The sequence below is a fragment of the Pigmentiphaga litoralis genome (genome assembly GCF_048632615.1).
In the GTDB taxonomy this organism is placed as follows: Bacteria; Pseudomonadota; Gammaproteobacteria; order Burkholderiales; family Burkholderiaceae_B; genus Pigmentiphaga; species Pigmentiphaga litoralis_B.
This window is the reverse complement of the sequence record NZ_CP184479.1, coordinates 4,151,633-4,167,619: the sequence shown is the minus strand read 5'-3', so window position 1 is coordinate 4,167,619 and position 15,987 is coordinate 4,151,633. Positions and strand designations below refer to the sequence as shown.

12 protein-coding genes and 4 pseudogenes are annotated in these 15,987 nt (G+C 64.3%); 15 read left to right on the top strand and 1 reads right to left on the bottom strand.

All coding sequences use genetic code 11. The features are described from left to right. The first annotated feature begins 18 nt into the window (after positions 1-18). The 9 genes and pseudogenes from ACNANG_RS19195 to gloA all read left to right on the top strand — a co-directional run bounded on the left by ACNANG_RS19195 (position 19) and on the right by gloA (position 8,559). Positions 19-912 carry an HlyC/CorC family transporter gene (locus ACNANG_RS19195; protein ID WP_420224346.1) on the top strand — a complete coding sequence of 298 codons (894 nt, stop codon included), beginning with the start codon at positions 19-21 and terminating at the stop codon, positions 910-912. Beyond that, positions 833-1,522: a hypothetical protein gene (locus ACNANG_RS19190; RefSeq protein ID WP_420224345.1), complete on the top strand. Its 690-nt coding sequence runs from the start codon at positions 833-835 to the stop codon at positions 1,520-1,522. Before ACNANG_RS19195 ends, ACNANG_RS19190 begins: the two co-directional genes overlap by 80 nt. Next, a pseudogene (lnt, locus tag ACNANG_RS19185) lies at positions 1,408-2,448 on the top strand (apolipoprotein N-acyltransferase); the annotation flags it as partial. The gene ACNANG_RS19190 and the pseudogene lnt, both read left to right, overlap by 115 nt. 289 nt (positions 2,449-2,737) lie before the next feature. Further along, entirely contained in the window at positions 2,738-3,634 is an 897-nt protein-coding gene (gene glyQ, locus ACNANG_RS19180) for a glycine--tRNA ligase subunit alpha (RefSeq protein WP_179585752.1), read from the top strand. Beyond that, positions 3,635-5,776, top strand: coding sequence for a glycine--tRNA ligase subunit beta (gene glyS, locus ACNANG_RS19175; protein ID WP_420224344.1), 2,142 nt, complete (start codon positions 3,635-3,637; stop codon positions 5,774-5,776). It begins immediately after the preceding gene. 50 nt (positions 5,777-5,826) lie between these two features. Continuing rightward, the gene (gmhB, locus tag ACNANG_RS19170) at positions 5,827-6,390 is read left to right on the top strand and encodes a D-glycero-beta-D-manno-heptose 1,7-bisphosphate 7-phosphatase (RefSeq protein WP_420227588.1); all 564 of its coding nucleotides are present in this window, start codon (positions 5,827-5,829) and stop codon (positions 6,388-6,390) included. A gap of 1 nt (position 6,391) precedes the next feature. Continuing rightward, on the top strand, positions 6,392-7,147 hold the full coding sequence (locus ACNANG_RS19165) for a lysophospholipid acyltransferase family protein (RefSeq protein WP_420224343.1): 756 nt from the start codon (positions 6,392-6,394) through the stop codon (positions 7,145-7,147). A gap of 14 nt (positions 7,148-7,161) precedes the next feature. Continuing rightward, positions 7,162-8,124 carry a M48 family metallopeptidase gene (locus ACNANG_RS19160; protein WP_420224342.1) on the top strand — a complete coding sequence of 321 codons (963 nt, stop codon included), beginning with the start codon at positions 7,162-7,164 and terminating at the stop codon, positions 8,122-8,124. Between the two features lie 30 nt (positions 8,125-8,154). Continuing rightward, positions 8,155-8,559 carry a lactoylglutathione lyase gene (gene gloA, locus ACNANG_RS19155; RefSeq protein WP_420224341.1) on the top strand — a complete coding sequence of 135 codons (405 nt, stop codon included), beginning with the start codon at positions 8,155-8,157 and terminating at the stop codon, positions 8,557-8,559. 39 nt (positions 8,560-8,598) lie between these two features. On the opposite strand, the gene ACNANG_RS19150 is transcribed toward gloA, so the two are convergent. Beyond that, a complete protein-coding gene (locus ACNANG_RS19150) occupies positions 8,599-9,987 on the bottom strand; it encodes an L-serine ammonia-lyase (RefSeq protein ID WP_420224340.1) in 1,389 nt (462 codons plus the stop codon). Positions 9,988-10,101: 114 nt separating this feature from the next. Here ACNANG_RS19150 and ACNANG_RS19145 point away from each other — a divergent pair. From ACNANG_RS19145 to ACNANG_RS19120, 6 genes and pseudogenes are all read left to right on the top strand, one after another. After that, a pseudogene (locus tag ACNANG_RS19145) lies at positions 10,102-10,997 on the top strand (LysR substrate-binding domain-containing protein). Then, positions 10,972-11,958: a LysR family transcriptional regulator gene (locus tag ACNANG_RS19140; protein ID WP_420224339.1), complete on the top strand. Its 987-nt coding sequence runs from the start codon at positions 10,972-10,974 to the stop codon at positions 11,956-11,958. Before ACNANG_RS19145 ends, ACNANG_RS19140 begins: the two are co-directional and overlap by 26 nt. A gap of 68 nt (positions 11,959-12,026) precedes the next feature. Next, the gene (locus ACNANG_RS19135) at positions 12,027-13,010 is read left to right on the top strand and encodes a Bug family tripartite tricarboxylate transporter substrate binding protein (RefSeq protein WP_420224338.1); all 984 of its coding nucleotides are present in this window, start codon (positions 12,027-12,029) and stop codon (positions 13,008-13,010) included. 106 nt (positions 13,011-13,116) lie between these two features. Further along, a pseudogene (locus ACNANG_RS19130) lies at positions 13,117-14,252 on the top strand (NAD(P)/FAD-dependent oxidoreductase). A 61-nt stretch (positions 14,253-14,313) separates the two neighbouring features. Then, positions 14,314-14,577: a (2Fe-2S)-binding protein gene (locus ACNANG_RS19125; protein ID WP_420227587.1), complete on the top strand. Its 264-nt coding sequence runs from the start codon at positions 14,314-14,316 to the stop codon at positions 14,575-14,577. Position 14,578: 1 nt separating this feature from the next. After that, positions 14,579-15,966, top strand: a pseudogene (locus ACNANG_RS19120) (FAD-dependent oxidoreductase). Positions 15,967-15,987 lie beyond the last annotated feature (21 nt).

The following is a 15,987-nucleotide window of genomic DNA, read 5'->3' as shown; positions in this document are numbered from 1 at the left end:
AACTGTCCTGTCAGGACGATGTCAGACTCCTCCCCTAGTCCGGCGTACGCGTCGCGTGCGCCCAAACATCCTCCCAAAACCTTCTTCGAGCGACTCTCGGCGCTGATCCATCGCGAGCCGGAAGACCGCGAAGACCTGAAGGCGGTGCTGGAAGCGGCCTACGGCCGCGACCTCCTCGACGCCGAAGCGCTGTCGATGATCGAAGGCGTGCTGGCGGTGTCCGAACTGGCCGCCGGCGACATCATGATCCCGCGTTCGCGCATGGACATGCTGGAAGTCGGCGAGCCCATCGAAGCCCTGCTGCCCGGCGTGATCGAAACCGCCCATTCGCGTTTCCCGGTGTACGAAGAAAGCCGCGACAACGTGATCGGCATCCTGCTGGCCAAAGACCTGCTGCGCTGCGTGGTGGATCGCCACCTCGAACTGCGCGCGCTCTTGCGCCCGGCGGTGTTCATCCCTGAATCCAAGAAACTGAACGTGCTGCTGCGCGAATTCCGCAGCAACCGCAATCACATCGCGATCGTGGTGGATGAGCATGGCGGCACCGCCGGGCTCATCACGATCGAAGACGTGCTGGAACAGATCGTTGGCGAGATCGAAGACGAATACGACGACATCGACGTCGAACAGTCCATCCTTCCCGACGGCAAGAACCGCTGGCGCGTGATGGCCACCACCAGCATCCGCCGGTTCAACGAAACCTTCGGGTCCTCGCTCGACGACGACGAGTACGACACCGTTGGCGGCTGGATGGCCGGCAATCTGGGCCGCATTCCCCGCCGGGGCGACCATATCGAACGCGATAACCTGAAGCTTGACGTGATCCGTGCCGATGCGCGCCGCGCGTTGTGGCTGCGGGTCGCGCGGCTGCCCAACGACGGGTCCGAGCCGGCGCCGATCGCCGATCGATAGGCCGCCCGCCGTGCGTCGTCCTTCCGCGTCACTCGTGGGCGCCCTGCTGCTGGGCGCGCTTCACGGCCTGGCCTTCGCGCCCGTCCCGTTCCCCGCCTGGCTCCTGCCCTTCGTCCAGATCGCGGCGTTTGCGGGCCTCTGTGCGCTGACCTGGCGTGCCGTGAGCGTGCCGCGCGCCACCGTGCTGGGCTTTGTATTCGGCATGGGGCATTTCGGTGTCGGCATTTCCTGGATCTATACCAGCCTGCATGTGTACGCGCACATGGCCGCGCCCCTTGCGGTCATGGGTGTGGTGCTGCTGTCGGCCTACCTGTCGATCTTTCCGGCAGCGGCCACGGCGTTCGCGCGCTGGATAGCGCGGGCGCATGCCGTGCCTGCGGGAACGTCCGCGGGGGCGACCGCGGGAACCCCGCTAGTCTTCCCACGCGCTGGACCGCCCTTCTGTCCGCCGTCGCCATGGCAACGGCCTGGACGGCTGCCGAATGGGTGCGCGGGGTGCTGTTCACCGGCTTTCCCTGGCTCAACGCGGGCTACGCGCATGTTGACGGGCCGCTGCACGGCTGGGCTTCGGTGGTCGGCGTGTATGGCGTCGCCTTCCTGGCCACGCTGACCGCGGCAGGCATTGCCGCGTTCGGGCTGCACGCGCGGACGCAACGCGGCGCGGGCCTGCCGCTGGCCTTGGCCGTGCTGATCTGCCTGCTGGGCGCCGGCGCGGGCCGGATATCGTGGGTGACGCCGCATGGCGACCCGATCACGGTGCGGCTGGTGCAGGCCAACATTCCGCTCGACGACAAGTTCGATCCGGCCTTCATCTGGCAGGGCATGGACGCCCACCGCCGTCTGGCCGAAATGCCGACGGCCAATGGCCGCCCCATTGACCTGACCCTGTTGCCCGAAACCGCCGTGCCGGTGTTCCAGGATCAGCTGACGCCCGCGGCCTGGGGCGAATGGGTGGGCAGCGCCGCCACGGCCAAAAGCACCTTCGTGCTGGGCGTGGCGCTGCGCGACGTGCGGCCCGACCGCGAATACTTCTACAACGGCGTCGTGGAACTGGACGGCAGCACGTCCGAAGAGGCGTTGGTGGCCGGGCGCCCCGGTCATCGCTACATGAAAAATCACCTGGTGCCATTCGGCGAGTTCGTGCCACCGGGCTTCAAGTGGTTCGTCAATGCCATGGTGATGCCGCTGGGCGATTTCGACCGGGGTGCGCAGCGCCAGCGGCCATTCGCCATCGCCGGCCAGCACGTGGCGATGAACATCTGCTACGAAGACGTGTTTGGCGAAGAGCTGCTGCCCGCCATCCGTCCATGGAGCGGCGACGACGATGCGTCCGACCAGGCGCCCGATGACGACGCCGACCTGGAAGCCGGCGCCACCATCCTGGCCAATGTCAGCAATCTGGCGTGGTTTGGCGATTCGCTTGCCTTGCCGCAGCATCTGCAGATGTCGCGGATGCGGGTGCGCGAGACCGAACGTCCCATGCTGCGCGCGACCAACACCGGCATGACGGCCGTCATCGACGCCACCGGCAATGTGCAATCGCAGTTGCGCCCGCTGACCGTCGGCGCATTGGATGCAACCGTGCAGGGCACGACCGGACTCACCCCTATGCGCGCACCGGCAATGCCCCGGTGCTGGGCCTGCTGCTGGCTCTGTTGGCCGTTTTCACGTGGCGCCGCAAGCGCCGCAAGGCCCCCGCCCAGACAAAGGCGGCGCGATCGGCCCGGCGCAGTTAAAATCCTTCCTTTCGTCCCGTGGTCCGCCCGCTGCCGGGCAGGACTCGACGTACCTTCGGCAAGCAAGCGCCGACCTCACCGCGAACACCATGCTGACATTTCAACAGATCATCCTCCGACTCCAGGAATACTGGGCCCAACAAGGCTGCGCGCTGCTGCAGCCGTACGACATGGAAGTCGGCGCGGGCACGTCCCACACCGCGACCTTCCTGCGTGCACTTGGCCCCGAGCCCTGGCGTGCGGCGTATGTGCAGCCATCGCGGCGTCCCAGCGACGGCCGGTATGGCGAGAATCCCAACCGCTTGCAGCACTACTACCAGTTCCAGGTGGTCCTCAAGCCGGCGCCGACCGACATCCTCGAGCTCTACATCGGCTCGCTCAAGGCGCTTGGCATCGACCCCCAGCAGCACGATGTCCGCTTCGTCGAAGATGACTGGGAAAACCCGACGCTGGGCGCCTGGGGCCTGGGCTGGGAAGTCTGGCTCAACGGCATGGAAGTCACGCAGTTCACGTACTTCCAGCAGGTCGGCGGCATCGACTGCAAGCCCACCACCGGCGAGATCACCTACGGTATCGAACGCCTGGCCATGTACCTGCAGGGCGTCGAAAGCCTGTATGACCTGGTCTGGACCGACAGCCCGCACGGCAAGCTGACCTACCGCGATGTGTATCACCAGAATGAAGTGGAACAGTCGACCTACAACTTCGAGCATTCGTCGCCCGATATCCTGTTCCAGCACTTCACCGATTATGAAACCCAGGCCAAGCACCTTGTCGAGGTGCCCCTGGCATTGCCCGCCTACGAGATGGTCCTGAAAGCCGCCCACACGTTCAACCTGCTGGATGCGCGCGGCGCGATCAGCGTTACCGAGCGCGCCGCCTATATCGGCCGCATCCGCAATCTGTCGCGCGCGGTCGCGCAAAGTTATTACGAGTCCCGCGAACGCCTGGGCTTTCCGATGCTGGCGCGCAAGGAGGCTGCATAAATGGCGCACGCTTCCCAGCCCCTGCTGATCGAACTGTTCACCGAAGAACTGCCCCCCAAGGCGCTGAACCGACTGGGCCATGCGTTTGCCGATGGCGTGGCGGCCGGCCTGTCGGCCCGTGGCCTGCTGGCTGACGGCAACACCGTCACGCCGTTCGCGTCGCCCCGCCGCCTGGCCGTGCGTCTGTCGGCCGTGCTGGCTCAGGGCGCCGATGCGGCCTTTGCCGAAAAGCTGATGCCGGCCAGCGTGGGTCTGACCGCCGACGGCAAGGCATCGCCCGCGCTGCTGAAAAAGCTGGCGGCCAAGGGCCTGCATGACCTGGACGTGTCGACCCTGGCGCGCGAGTCCGATGGCAAGAACGAGAACCTGGTGTATCGCGGCGTGGCGCCCGGCGCGGCCCTGACGGCCGTGCTGCAGGGCATCGTCGAAGAAGCGCTGACCAAGCTGCCGATCCCGAAAGTCATGAGCTACCAGTTGGCCGATGGCGAAACCACCGTCAAGTTCGTTCGCCCGGCGCACGGCCTGGTCGCGCTGTACGGCAACGACGTGGTCGACATCTCGATCCTGGGCCTGACCTCGGGCCGCGGCACCACCGGCCACCGCTTCCAGTCCAGCGGCCCGATCGACCTGCCGTCGGCCGACAGCTATGAAGACAAGCTGGCCGGCCAAGGCCGCGTGATCGCCGCCTTCGATGCGCGACGCAAGGCCATCGACACGCAGCTGCGCGAGCATGCCGCGCGCCTGAATGCGTCGCTGGGTGACGAAAGCGACGTGGGCCCGCTGCTGGATGAGGTCACCGCCCTGGTCGAATATCCCACCGTGTACGTGGGCGAGTTCGAGGCGGAATTCCTGGCCGTGCCGCAGGAATGCCTGATTCTGACCATGCGCCTGAACCAGAAGTACTTTCCGCTGTTCGAATCCGACGGCCGGAAGCTGACCAACCGTTTCCTGATCGTCAGCAACATGGCGCTGACCGATCCCGCCAACATCGTCGACGGCAATCAGCGGGTGGTGCGTCCCCGCCTGGCCGACGCGCGCTTCTTCTTCGAGACCGACAAGAAGACGTCGCTGGCATCGCGGGTCGATCAGCTTGGCAACATCGTCTATCACAACAAGCTGGGCTCGCAGCTGGACCGCGTCCAGCGGGTGCGCCAGCTGGCGTCCTGGGTGGCCGAACGCATCGGCGCCGACCCCAGGCTGGCCGACCGCGCCGCCCTGCTGGCCAAGACCGATCTGGTCACCGGCATGGTGGGTGAATTCCCGGAACTGCAAGGGCTGATGGGGTCCTACTATGCCGTGGCCGACGGCGAAGATCCGGCAGTGGTGGCCGCGATCCGCGATCAGTACCGCATCCGTTTCGACGACGCGGTGGAAGACGAAACCGCGGTGGCGGCGGCGCTGTTCATTGCCGACCGTGCCGAAACCCTGGTGGGCATCTGGAGCATCGGTCTGGTGCCTACCGGCGACAAAGACCCGTTCGGTCTGCGGCGCGCGGCGCTGGGTCTCATCAGCGCCTTCGAACAACTGGCGGCCGGTGATCGCCTTGGCGCCGGTGACCAACCGTTCACCCTGGACTTGCTGCTGGAACGCGCGGCGGCCACGTTTGGCACGTCGGCGGCGTCGGTCATCGTGACCGAAGTGCGCGCCTTCGTATTCGAGCGGTATCGCAACCAGCTGGCCGCAACGTATGACCGGTCGGCGGTGGACGCCGTCATTTCCGTCACGCCACCGCTCGAAGAAGTGCCGGCCCGCGTGCGCGCCGTCGTGGCCTTCGGCGCCCTGCCCGAAGCCGCCAGCCTGGCGGCCGCCAACAAGCGGATCGGCAACATCCTGAAAAAGAACGAAGGCGAAGGCAAGATCGGCAAGGTCGATCCGGCCCGGCTGGTGGATCCGGCCGAACAGGCCCTGGCGGCCACGGTCGAACGCCTGCGTCCCGAAGCCGAATCGCGGTTTGCCGCCGGCGATTTTTCGGGTGCGCTGACGGTGCTGTCCGAAGCGCGCGGTCCGGTGGACGCGTTCTTTGCGGACGTGATGGTCATGGCGGAAGACCCGGCGCTGCGCGCGAACCGCCTGGCGCTGCTGGCCGATCTGCACGGGGTGATGAACCGCGTGGCCGACCTTTCCCGTCTGGCGGCAGCGTGATCAAGCCCGTCTCCAGCAAGCCCGCGGGCAAGACCGGCGCCAGCAGCGGCATGCCGCGCAACCGGCTGATCATTCTGGATCGCGACGGGGTCATCAACCAGGACAGCCCCGAGTTCGTGAAGTCGCCCGATGAGTGGATTCCGCTGCCAGGCGCGCTCGAAGCCATCGCGCGCATGAACCAGGCCGGCTACCGGGTGGTCATTGCCACCAATCAGTCAGGGCTGGGCCGGGGGCTGTTCGACGCCGCCACGCTCAACGCCATCCACATCAAGCTGAAAACGCAGCTTGCCAAGGTGGGCGGGACGGTGGATGCGATCTTCATCTGCCCGCACGCCCCGGATGACGGCTGCGACTGCCGCAAGCCCCTGCCCGGCCTGTTCTATTCGATCGCGCAGCGCTTCGACATCGACCTGGCCGGACTGCCCGCCGTGGGCGATTCGGCGCGGGACCTGCAGGCGGCCTACACCGCCGGCTGCACCCCGTGGCTGGTGCTGACGGGCAATGGACTCAAGACCCAGGCGCAGGGCAATCTGCCTCCCACCACGGTCGTCTGGGAATCGCTGACGGCCGTGGCCGAAGCGCTGGAAACCGCCAACCTGGCGGAGGAACACTGACATGGCGTGGTTGCGCTCGGCGTTGTACGCGGTATTCCTGTTGGTCACCGTCATTCCCTTTGCCCTGGGCAGCGTGCTCTGGTCTCCTCTGCCGCTGTCCTGGCGCTACCGCCTGACGGTGGGCTGGCCCAGGCTGGCCATCTGGGGCGCCCGCTTCATCGTCGGCATCCGCTGGCAGATCAAGGGTTGGGAAAATTTGCCCGACAAGCCCGTGGTCATCCTGTCCAAGCATCAGTCGGCATGGGAAACCATGTTCCTGATCGCGTGGATGCCTCGCGAACTGTGCTTCGTCTACAAGCGCGAACTGCACTGGGTACCCTTCTTTGGCTGGGGCCTGGCGCTGCTGAAAATGATCGCCATCAATCGCAAGAAAGGCAGCGATTCGTTCGAACAGGTCGTGTCGCAGGGGCGGGAAAAGCTGGCGGCGGGCCGCTGGTTGATCATGTTCCCGGAAGGCACGCGCATTGCGCCAGGCAAGGCGGGCAAGTACAAAAGCGGCGGCGCGCGCGTTGCCGTGCGGACGGGCGCCTGGGTAGTGCCGATCGCGCACAACGCCGGCGAATGCTGGCCGCGCAACGCGTTCGTCAAACGTCCTGGCCTGGTCACGGTGTCCATCGGCCCTGCCATCAATTCCGAAGGCCTGACGGCCGACGCGTTGAACCGGCAGGTCGAAGCCTGGATCGAAGGCGAAATGCGTGTTCTCAATCCCGAGCGCTACAAGGATGGTCGACCGTCCGAGCGCCCGTCGCCCAGGTAGCCTTGTTGCTGAGTATGGCTGGTTCCCGTCGTCCCGATCCCGTGCATCCCGATGCGTCCCGCCCGCGTGTCCGCCCCGCGAGCGCGGCGGCCGCGCGTGTGCCACGGCTCGGACAGGGCGGAACCGACCCCCAGCAGCCCCAGCTCGAACTGCTGCTGAACCCGCCCTCCCCTACCCCGGTGGCATCGACCCCGCCGGTCGCGCCTCCCGACCCCGCCGTGCAACTGCCCCCAGGCGCGCGCTGGCGGGAAGTGACGGCCGACGGCCAAGTGATCCGCTTCGTGCTGCAGCGCTCGCGCCGCCGCAGCATCGGGTTCGTGATCGGTGACGACGGCCTGCGCGTCACCGCGCCCCGCTGGGTGGTGCTGGCCGACATCGACACGGCCGTGTTGGAAAAATCGCGCTGGATCCTGTCCAAGCTCAATGATTGGCAGAACCGCAAGGAACGGCTGGCGCTGAACCAGACCAAGTGGGAAGACGGCGGCGAACTGCCCTACCTGGGCAAACGCATCACCATCCGGCTGGACGCGCATCGCAGCCTGCTGCTGGAAGGCGACGCCCTGGCGCCGCAGGACGGCGACGTGCTGTGGCTGCCCCTGCCCCCCAATGCCGGCGCGGCGCGCGTGCGCGACTCGGTCCAGGCCTGGCTGCAATCGCGGGCCCGCGCGATCTTTGACGTGCGATTGAAAGACTTCCTGGATCGCACCGGCCTGACCATCAACCGGTGGAGCCTGTCGTCCGCCGCCACACGCTGGGGTTCCTGCACCAGCGCCGGCAACATCCGGCTGAACTGGCGCCTGATCCACTTCCCGATGAACGTGATCGACTACGTGATCGCGCACGAACTGGCGCACCTGCGCGAGATGAACCACAGCGCCCACTTCTGGGCAGAGGTCGGCCACCTGCTACCGGGCTTCGAAAGCGCGCGGGAAGCCCTGCGCCGCCACGACCCGACCAGCCTGCCGCAATTCGTCTAGCGGCCGGCGCTTTCAACCAAGGACACTTCCATGCGACTTCTCCACACCATGCTGCGCGTCGGCGACATGCAACGTTCGATCGACTTCTACACGAACGTGCTGGGCATGCGCCTGCTGCGCAAGAGCGACTACCCCGACGGCAAATTCACGCTGGCCTTCGTGGGCTACCAGGACGAAAAAGACGGCGCCGTACTCGAATTGACCCATAACTGGGACACCTCGTCGTACGAACTGGGCACCGCCTACGGCCACATCGCGCTCGAAGTCGAGAACGCGGCGGAGACCTGTGACAAGGTGCGCGAACTGGGCGGCAAGGTGGTTCGCGAAGCCGGCCCCATGAAGCACGGCACCACCGTCATCGCATTCGTCGAAGATCCGGACGGCTACAAGATCGAGTTCATTGAGCGCGGTTCGCGCAAGGGCGCCAGCGACTGATCGCTGCACGGCACGCTCGGCCGGCAAGATTGCCTGTTCTCAACACTCGATGATGTGCACGGCGAGACCTCCCCGAGAGGTCTCTTTGTATTTGGTCATCATGTCCGCGCCGGTCTCTTTCATTGTCTTGATCACCTGATCCAGCGAGACGTGGTGGGCTCCGTCTCCATGCAAAGCCATGCGTGCCGCATTGATCGCCTTGACCGAGGCAACGGCATTGCGCTCGATGCACGGGATCTGCACCAGGCCCCCGACAGGATCGCAGGTCAGCCCCAAATGGTGCTCCATGCCGATTTCGGCGGCGTTTTCCACCTGGGAAGGCGTCCCGCCAAGCACGGCGCAAAGACCTGCCGCAGCCATCGAACACGCGACACCGACTTCGCCCTGGCAACCCACCTCGGCGCCCGAAATGGATGCGTTTTCCTTGTAGAGCATGCCGATCGCGGCGGCAGTCAGCAGGAAATCGGCAACACCTTGCAGGCCCGCACCCTCGACGAAATTGACGTAGTAGTGCAGCACGGCAGGAACAATGCCGGCAGCGCCATTGGTGGGTGCCGTAACCACCCGACCACCAGCGGCATTCTCTTCATTGACTGCCAGCGCATAAACATTGACCCAATCCATCACCATCAGCGGATCGGTCATGCGTTCGCGCGGATCGCCCAATCTTTCCGCCAACGCCGCGGCGCGGCGACGCACCTTGAACTTGCCAGGTAACTCGCCGTGCGTGGTCATGCCGCGCTCGACGCACGCCTTCATGGCGTCCCAAATGGCCAGCAGACCAGCCTGTGTCGCCTCCTGGGGACGCAGCGCGATCTCGTTCCAGCGCATGATTTGCGCAATGGAACACGCGTAGCGTGACGTGAGATCGAGCAATTCCGAAGCGCTGCGGAAGGGATACGGGAGGACGGCGACCGGCGGCGCAATAACTTTCTGCTTCGTCCAGTCCACCGCAACCGTGTCACTGACCACGAATCCCCCGCCTACCGAGTAGTACACCTTTTCGAGCAGGACATTTCCCAAGCGGTCGAGTGCCGTGAAGCGCATACCGTTCGGATGAAGCGGCAGCGACTTCAGGCCGTAGAGCAACAGGTCGTGCTTTTCCTGCATGGAGATGGCGTGGGTACCCCCCAGCAGCAGGGTCCCCGACTCGCGAATGCGCGAGAGGCGTTCGGGAATGGTATCAACAGCAACGGTTTCCGGATCATCGCCTGACAGCCCGAGCAACACCGCGGTGTCCGTTCCATGCCCCTTGCCGGTGGCTCCCAGCGAACCGAACATCTCGGAGACCACCCGGGCGACGGCCCCCAAATGGCCTTCCTCATCAAGCGTTCTGATGAACATGCGCGCAGCTCGCATCGGTCCGACCGTGTGGGAACTGGATGGCCCGATACCGATCTTGAAGAGGTCGAAAACACTGATTGCCATGGACGCTTGCCTGCATCATTGATGTCGAAGGCTGCATGGTAGGATGGGCATCATCGCACTTCAATTTATGCTTTTTTCAGGTATCGTTCATTTTTCCTAATGTATTGATGCACGATGGATCTGGCCCGGCTCAAGACGCTCCGAGAACTTGCCAACCGCGAGACCATGGCGGCGGTCGCAAAAGCGCTTCACATGACCCCCTCTGGCGTGTCACAGCAGATTGCTCAGCTGGAGGATGAGGCTGGCGTGGCGCTCACCGAGCGCCAAGGGCGGCGTGTGAAGCTGACCCACGCGGGAAACGTGTTGGTCGCACACGTCGAACGAATGCTGAGCGTCCTGGATGAAGCACGTTCCGACCTTGCTGACATCCGGAACGAAATAGCCGGCACCCTGCGCATTGCCGCGTTCGCCACCGCAGCCGCAGCGTTGCTGCCCCAGGTGATGCATGCGCTTCGCAAGAGCTTCCCTCGCCTCCAGGTCATCGTTGTCGAGATGGAACCTGCCCAAGGCCTGACGGCCCTTGGCTCTCGCGACGTCGACATTGCGATCGTGGACGACCTGTCGCTCAAGCTGGCCAGTCTGGAAAAATCGGTCAGCCAGGTGTTCCTGCTCGAGGATGAATTGCGCGTCGCAATGACCAGAGGACACCGCCTTGCCAAAAAGAAGCCATCGACTTGATCGATCTCAAGCACGAGGAGTGGGCACTGGACTCCGCCCACAGCTTCTATGGGGAATTCATCATCGACCTCTGCGAGCGGGCAGGGTATTTCCCGCGTATCAACGCCGAATGCCAAGGCTCGGAGATCATTGCGGCGATGGTGTCATCAGGGTGTTCCATCTCCGTCATTCCAGCGCTTCGCGTCAGCCAGATGCCAGCGAACGTGCTTACCGTATCGTTACGGCCGCGCGCCAAAAGGCGAATTCTTGCTGCCTTCAGGCGCGGAGATAAGCGACATCCCGCCATCAAGGTTTTCCTGGCGGAGCTTGAACACGCGGCGCGCCACCGCTAAGTCTCTGGCGCTGAACACGCTTTTGTCACTGGGGCGACTGATGCAGAACCGTAATGTGACCTACCGCATGATCGAGGCTTTCCGCGCGGCGATGCTGAACGGCGGCATCAGTGCCGGAGCGGACGCACTGGGCATATCGCAACCCGCCATGAGCCGGCTTATCGCCGATCTGCAGAGGTCCGTCGGCTTTCCGCTGTTCGCAAAAGCAGGAAGAACGGTCAAGCCAACCGATGAAGCCAACGCGTTGATGACCAAAGTGCAGCAGTCATTCCTGGGCCTTGAACAGATCACGGATTTCTCTGCGCAGCTTCGAAAGCAGAAGCTTGGCCGATTGTCTATCTGCACCGTGCCTTCCATTGGGCATTCCGTCATGCCGGCAATTGTGCGCCAGCTGCGGGCGCAATTTCCCGATGTGCTGATCAACCTCAGCGTCACTTCTTATGTGGACGTGGCCAAGCAGGTGAGAACGAGGCAAGCCGATATTGGATTGACGGCAGACACCCTGTCGTTGGGTGACCTCGAAACCGTTGCGGAATTCACCTCGACGTGCGTATGCATCGGGACTGCGCAGTGGCTCGACCCCAACGCCACGCATATCGGTGTCGAAGCACTGTCGGGCATGCCATTCATCACGCCGACGGGTACGTTTCAGTCACGACTCGAGGCCTGGTTCGAAGCCAATGGCGTGCAGGTCGATGCAATGATCGAAGCGTCCCTCTTCCAGTCCATCAGCGATCTTTGCCTGGAAGGGCTGGGCGTGTCCATCGTCGACCCCATGACGGGCGCCAGGCACCGCGCCCGGGGTGGCGTGACCCTGCCCATCTCCCCGGCGATGGGCTACACCATCTACGCGACCGCGATGAGCGACGCGCGATTGTCTTCCCCTACCCGTGAACTGCTTCGACTGGTCGGCATGGCCAACAAGGAACACATAACACCAGCGGATGATTCGATGTCCTAGGGTCCATGGCTCCCGGCGCTGCGGCTTACTAGACTGACGGCTCTATCGTTAGGTTGCACGGAGCATTCATGATTTTCCGATCTGCACTGCGCCCTTGGCTGGTTTCGGCAATGACCGCCGGATTCGCTTTCACCGCTGCGCCAGCCCGCGCAGAATGGCCCGAAAAACCCATCCGGTTCGTGATCAATGCAGGTGCCGGCGGTGCGGCCGACGGCACGGCGCGGGTCTTGGCCGAAGCGCTGAGCCGGCGTCTCGGCCAGCCGATCATCATTGAGAACAAGCCCGGCGCGTCTGGAATGATCGGTCTCGATGCGGTCGCAAAGGCCGCACCCGATGGCTACACCATCGGGAACGCCAATCTCGCCACCTATACCGTCACAGCGTTGACCGCGAAGTCCTTGCCCTATCACCCGGCAAACGATTTCACTCCCATCGCGAAGCACTGGACACAGCCGAATCTCCTTGGCGTCAGCACCCGCTTGCCGATCAGGACCGTCGCCGAATTGGTGAGCTACGCGAAGGCCCATCCCGGCGAAGTGTTCTACGGCTCCACAGGCAATGGCACGGCCCTGCATGTGCTTGGCGTCCTGTTCGCCAATCAAAGCGGCGCCGACATCACGCACGTCCCCTATAAGAGCGCACCTGCGGCGGAAACCGACCTGGCCGCGGGGCAGATCCAGATGATGTTCAGTAATTTCACGTCGATGGAACCCCAGGTGCGCGCAGGCCGCATCCGGGCCGTTGCAATTACGGGGCCCACGCGTTCGCCGCTTCTTCCGGGTGTGCCAACGATCCGCGAGGCCGGTTACCCGGCGCTGGAGATGGAGACGTGGGGAGGCGTGGTCGGTCCGGCAAAGCTGCCTGCCGCGATCGTCGAGAAACTCAATAAAGAGATCAACGCGGTGCTGAGCGACCCGGACGTCATCGGCAAGCACGAACGGCTCGGCGCCAAAGTCGCGCCGGCATCGGTCGACGATTTCAAGAAGATGCTGGACGCGGACACCGCCCGTTGGGGCGAAGTCGTCAAGCGCAACCACATCGCCCTCGACTGACCGCATCCGTTTTGCAGGGCTTGCCATGCAGACGCATCACGCGTCTGCAGTTAGACCCAAGCACTTTCTCGGGCGCGTCCGTCGACGTCCGACACTCAAGGAATGTATGGCCTCAAATGACATCATCGTCGTCGGTGGCGGGCTCGTTGGCGCCGCCATCGCGTATGGTGCCGCGAAGTCCGGCGCCGCCGTCGTGCTGCTCGACCAGGGCGATATCGCACACCGCGCATCCCGTGGCAATTTCGGGCTTGTCTGGCTGCAAAGCAAGGGGGCTGGATTTCCCGCTACGCGCGCTGGAGTCGCGACGCCATCGACCACTGGAGCACCCTCGCCAGGGAACTGATCGACTTGACCGGAGTGTCTCCGGACCTCGAGCAAAACGGCGGCTTCTGGCTCGGTTTCAGCGAGCGCGAAGTCAATGAGCGCGCCGCCATGCTCACCGACATCCAGGCGACCGAATCCCGCTCGCCGTTCGAGATGTTGAGTCACGACGAATTAAAAGCGCGCCTGCCGAGCATCGGCCCCACCGTGGTCGGCGGCAGCTGGTGTCCGCTCGATGGACACGCCAACCCGCTCAAACTGCTGCATGCATTGCACGCGGGATTCAAGTTGCACGGGGGCCGGATCTGCAATGGGGTCGATGTCCGCCAGGTTGTACCGCTTGAACCGGGGCATGGCTTCAGGGTGATGAGCGCTGACGGACAGGAATGGCGAGGTCAGAAAATCGTGCTGGCGGCGGGACTGAACAACGACACGCTCGCGCCGCAAGTGGGGTTGCACGCGCCGGTTGTCGCGAATCGGGGTCAGGTGCTGATCACCGAACGGCTCAGGAAATTTCTGCCCTATCCGACAAACAAGGCGCGCCAGACGGCCGAGGGAACGGTGCAACTTGGCTTCTCCGTCGAGGACGTGGGCCTTGATGACGGCACCACAACGTCCGCGGTGGAATGGATCGCGAAGCGGGCTGTCATGACGTTCCCGATTCTGGCTTCGGTCAAGCTGGTACGCGCCTGGGGCGCCCTTCGCGTCATGACGCCCGACGGCGCTCCGATCTACCAGGAATCCCGCACCTACCCGGGGGCGTTTACGGCCACCAGCCATAGTGGCGTATCGCTCGCGGGCTCCCATGCCTATGAAATCGGTCCCTGGATTGCGGGCGTTCGGGGGGCGCCTGACGATGTCGAGCGCTTTGCCGGCGAACGCTTCCTGGACCCGAACCGGACCTTCACCAATGCCCACTGATACCCACCACAACGGGGGCCTGTTCGTGCTCGCCGCCCCACAACCCACACATCACGTGCAAATGACGTTTGACGGAAAATCCGTTGACGTGCCTGCAGGGGTGTCCGTCGCTGCCGCGCTGCTGATATCTGGCGCGCGCCAGTTCAGATCCACGCCTGTCTCCGCCGCTCCGCGAGCGCCCTACTGCATGATGGGTGTGTGCTTTGAATGCCTGGTCCAGATCGATGGACGCCCGGGCCGTCAATCATGCTTGACAGCCGTCAGAGACGGCATGGTCGTCGAATGCCAGCACGGCGCATCGGCGCTCACGCTGGCAGAGGGGTGATATGCAAAACGCTGTCGAGACGTTTGACGTTATCGTCGTTGGCGCGGGTCCGGCCGGCCTGTCTGCTGCAGTCGAGGCGCGCAGTCTGGGGCTTACGGTGGCGCTCTTGGACGAACAGCCTTTCGTAGGCGGGCAGATCTACCGCGCGATCGAGGCTTCCAGCGAAGCGCGCCGCAAGGTACTCGGACCCGATTACCGGGCGGGAGCCGAACTCGCGAAAGCATTCGCCGCAAGCGGCGCCGTTCACATCGCTGCCGCGGCTGTATGGAACGTGGATCGGGACCGGACAGTGTCGTACCTGCATGATGGCGTCAGCAAGAAAGTTCAGGGCAGTAGCCTCGTGCTGGCGAGCGGCGCCATGGAAAGGCCCTTTCCCATCAAGGGCTGGACGCTTCCAGGCGTCATGGGCGCAGGCGCTGCCCAGATCCTTTTCAAGACCGCCGGAGCGGTTCCACGGGAGCCCGTCGTGTTGGCAGGCTGCGGCCCATTGCTCTTTTTGCTTGCGCAGCAATACATTGAAGCCGGCGTCAGGCTGAAGGCGCTGGTACATACCACCGGCAACCGCGATTACTTGCGCGCAGCCCCCACTTGGCCGGCGCGCTGCGCGGGTGGAAAGACCTGTCCAAGGGCGCCAGGATGTTGCAGCAGATCCGGGCGCACGGCGTCGACACGTATGGAGGCTGCCATGACTTCGCCATCGAGGGCACTGATCAGGCAGAGGGCATGACCTTCATGCATCGAGGCCGACGCAAACGCGTCGAGTCACCGCTCGTGCTTTTGCACCAGGGCGTCGTCCCGAATACGCAGCTGAGTTGGTCCCTGCGGGCCGAACACCGCTGGAGCGACAGTCAACTCTGTTGGGTGCCCGTCACGGATAGCGATGGCCAGATCGAACGGTCAGCGATCTACATTGCCGGCGACAGTCGGGGCATCGTGGGGGCGAAGGCGTCTGCCTGCCAGGGGCGCCTGGCGGCCGTTGCGATTGCACGAAAGCTTTCCCGGACGACCGCTGGTGCGCTCGATGCACGGAAGGCGGAAATCACGCGCGGCTTCAACGACTCCGTCCACATTCGCCCTTTCCTGGACGAGCTTTACCGCCCGCTGGACACGCACCGTATCCCGAAGGACCCCGCGGTCACGGTGTGCCGGTGCGAGGAAGTGACCGCTGGCGACATCAGGAAATACGTCGAGGTCGGGTGCCTTGGACCTAATCAGACCAAGGCTTTTGGCCGTTGCGGGATGGGACCCTGCCAAGGCCGCCTGTGCGGTCTGACGGTGACGGAAATCATTGCGCATGAAAGAAAGCTGCACCCCTCCGACGTGGGCTACTACCGCATCCGGCCCCCTATCAAACCCGTCACGCTTGGTGAACTTGCGAACATCGCGTGACCGCCGCTCAAATCAATTCGC

Excerpts from the sequence above, each read along its gene's own strand:
- ACNANG_RS19195 (WP_420224346.1), top strand. The coding sequence starts at position 19 with ATGTCAGACTCCTCCCCTAGTCCGGCGTACGCGTCGCGTGCGCCCAAA.
- ACNANG_RS19190 (WP_420224345.1), top strand. The coding sequence starts at position 833 with ATGCGCGCCGCGCGTTGTGGCTGCGGGTCGCGCGGCTGCCCAACGACG.
- glyQ (WP_179585752.1), top strand. The coding sequence starts at position 2,738 with ATGCTGACATTTCAACAGATCATCCTCCGACTCCAGGAATACTGGGCC.
- glyS (WP_420224344.1), top strand. The coding sequence starts at position 3,635 with ATGGCGCACGCTTCCCAGCCCCTGCTGATCGAACTGTTCACCGAAGAA.
- gmhB (WP_420227588.1), top strand. The coding sequence starts at position 5,827 with ATGCCGCGCAACCGGCTGATCATTCTGGATCGCGACGGGGTCATCAAC.
- ACNANG_RS19165 (WP_420224343.1), top strand. The coding sequence starts at position 6,392 with ATGGCGTGGTTGCGCTCGGCGTTGTACGCGGTATTCCTGTTGGTCACC.
- ACNANG_RS19160 (WP_420224342.1), top strand. The coding sequence starts at position 7,162 with ATGGCTGGTTCCCGTCGTCCCGATCCCGTGCATCCCGATGCGTCCCGC.
- gloA (WP_420224341.1), top strand. The coding sequence starts at position 8,155 with ATGCGACTTCTCCACACCATGCTGCGCGTCGGCGACATGCAACGTTCG.
- ACNANG_RS19150 (WP_420224340.1), bottom strand. The coding sequence starts at position 9,987 with ATGGCAATCAGTGTTTTCGACCTCTTCAAGATCGGTATCGGGCCATCC.
- ACNANG_RS19135 (WP_420224338.1), top strand. The coding sequence starts at position 12,027 with ATGATTTTCCGATCTGCACTGCGCCCTTGGCTGGTTTCGGCAATGACC.
- ACNANG_RS19125 (WP_420227587.1), top strand. The coding sequence starts at position 14,314 with ATGACGTTTGACGGAAAATCCGTTGACGTGCCTGCAGGGGTGTCCGTC.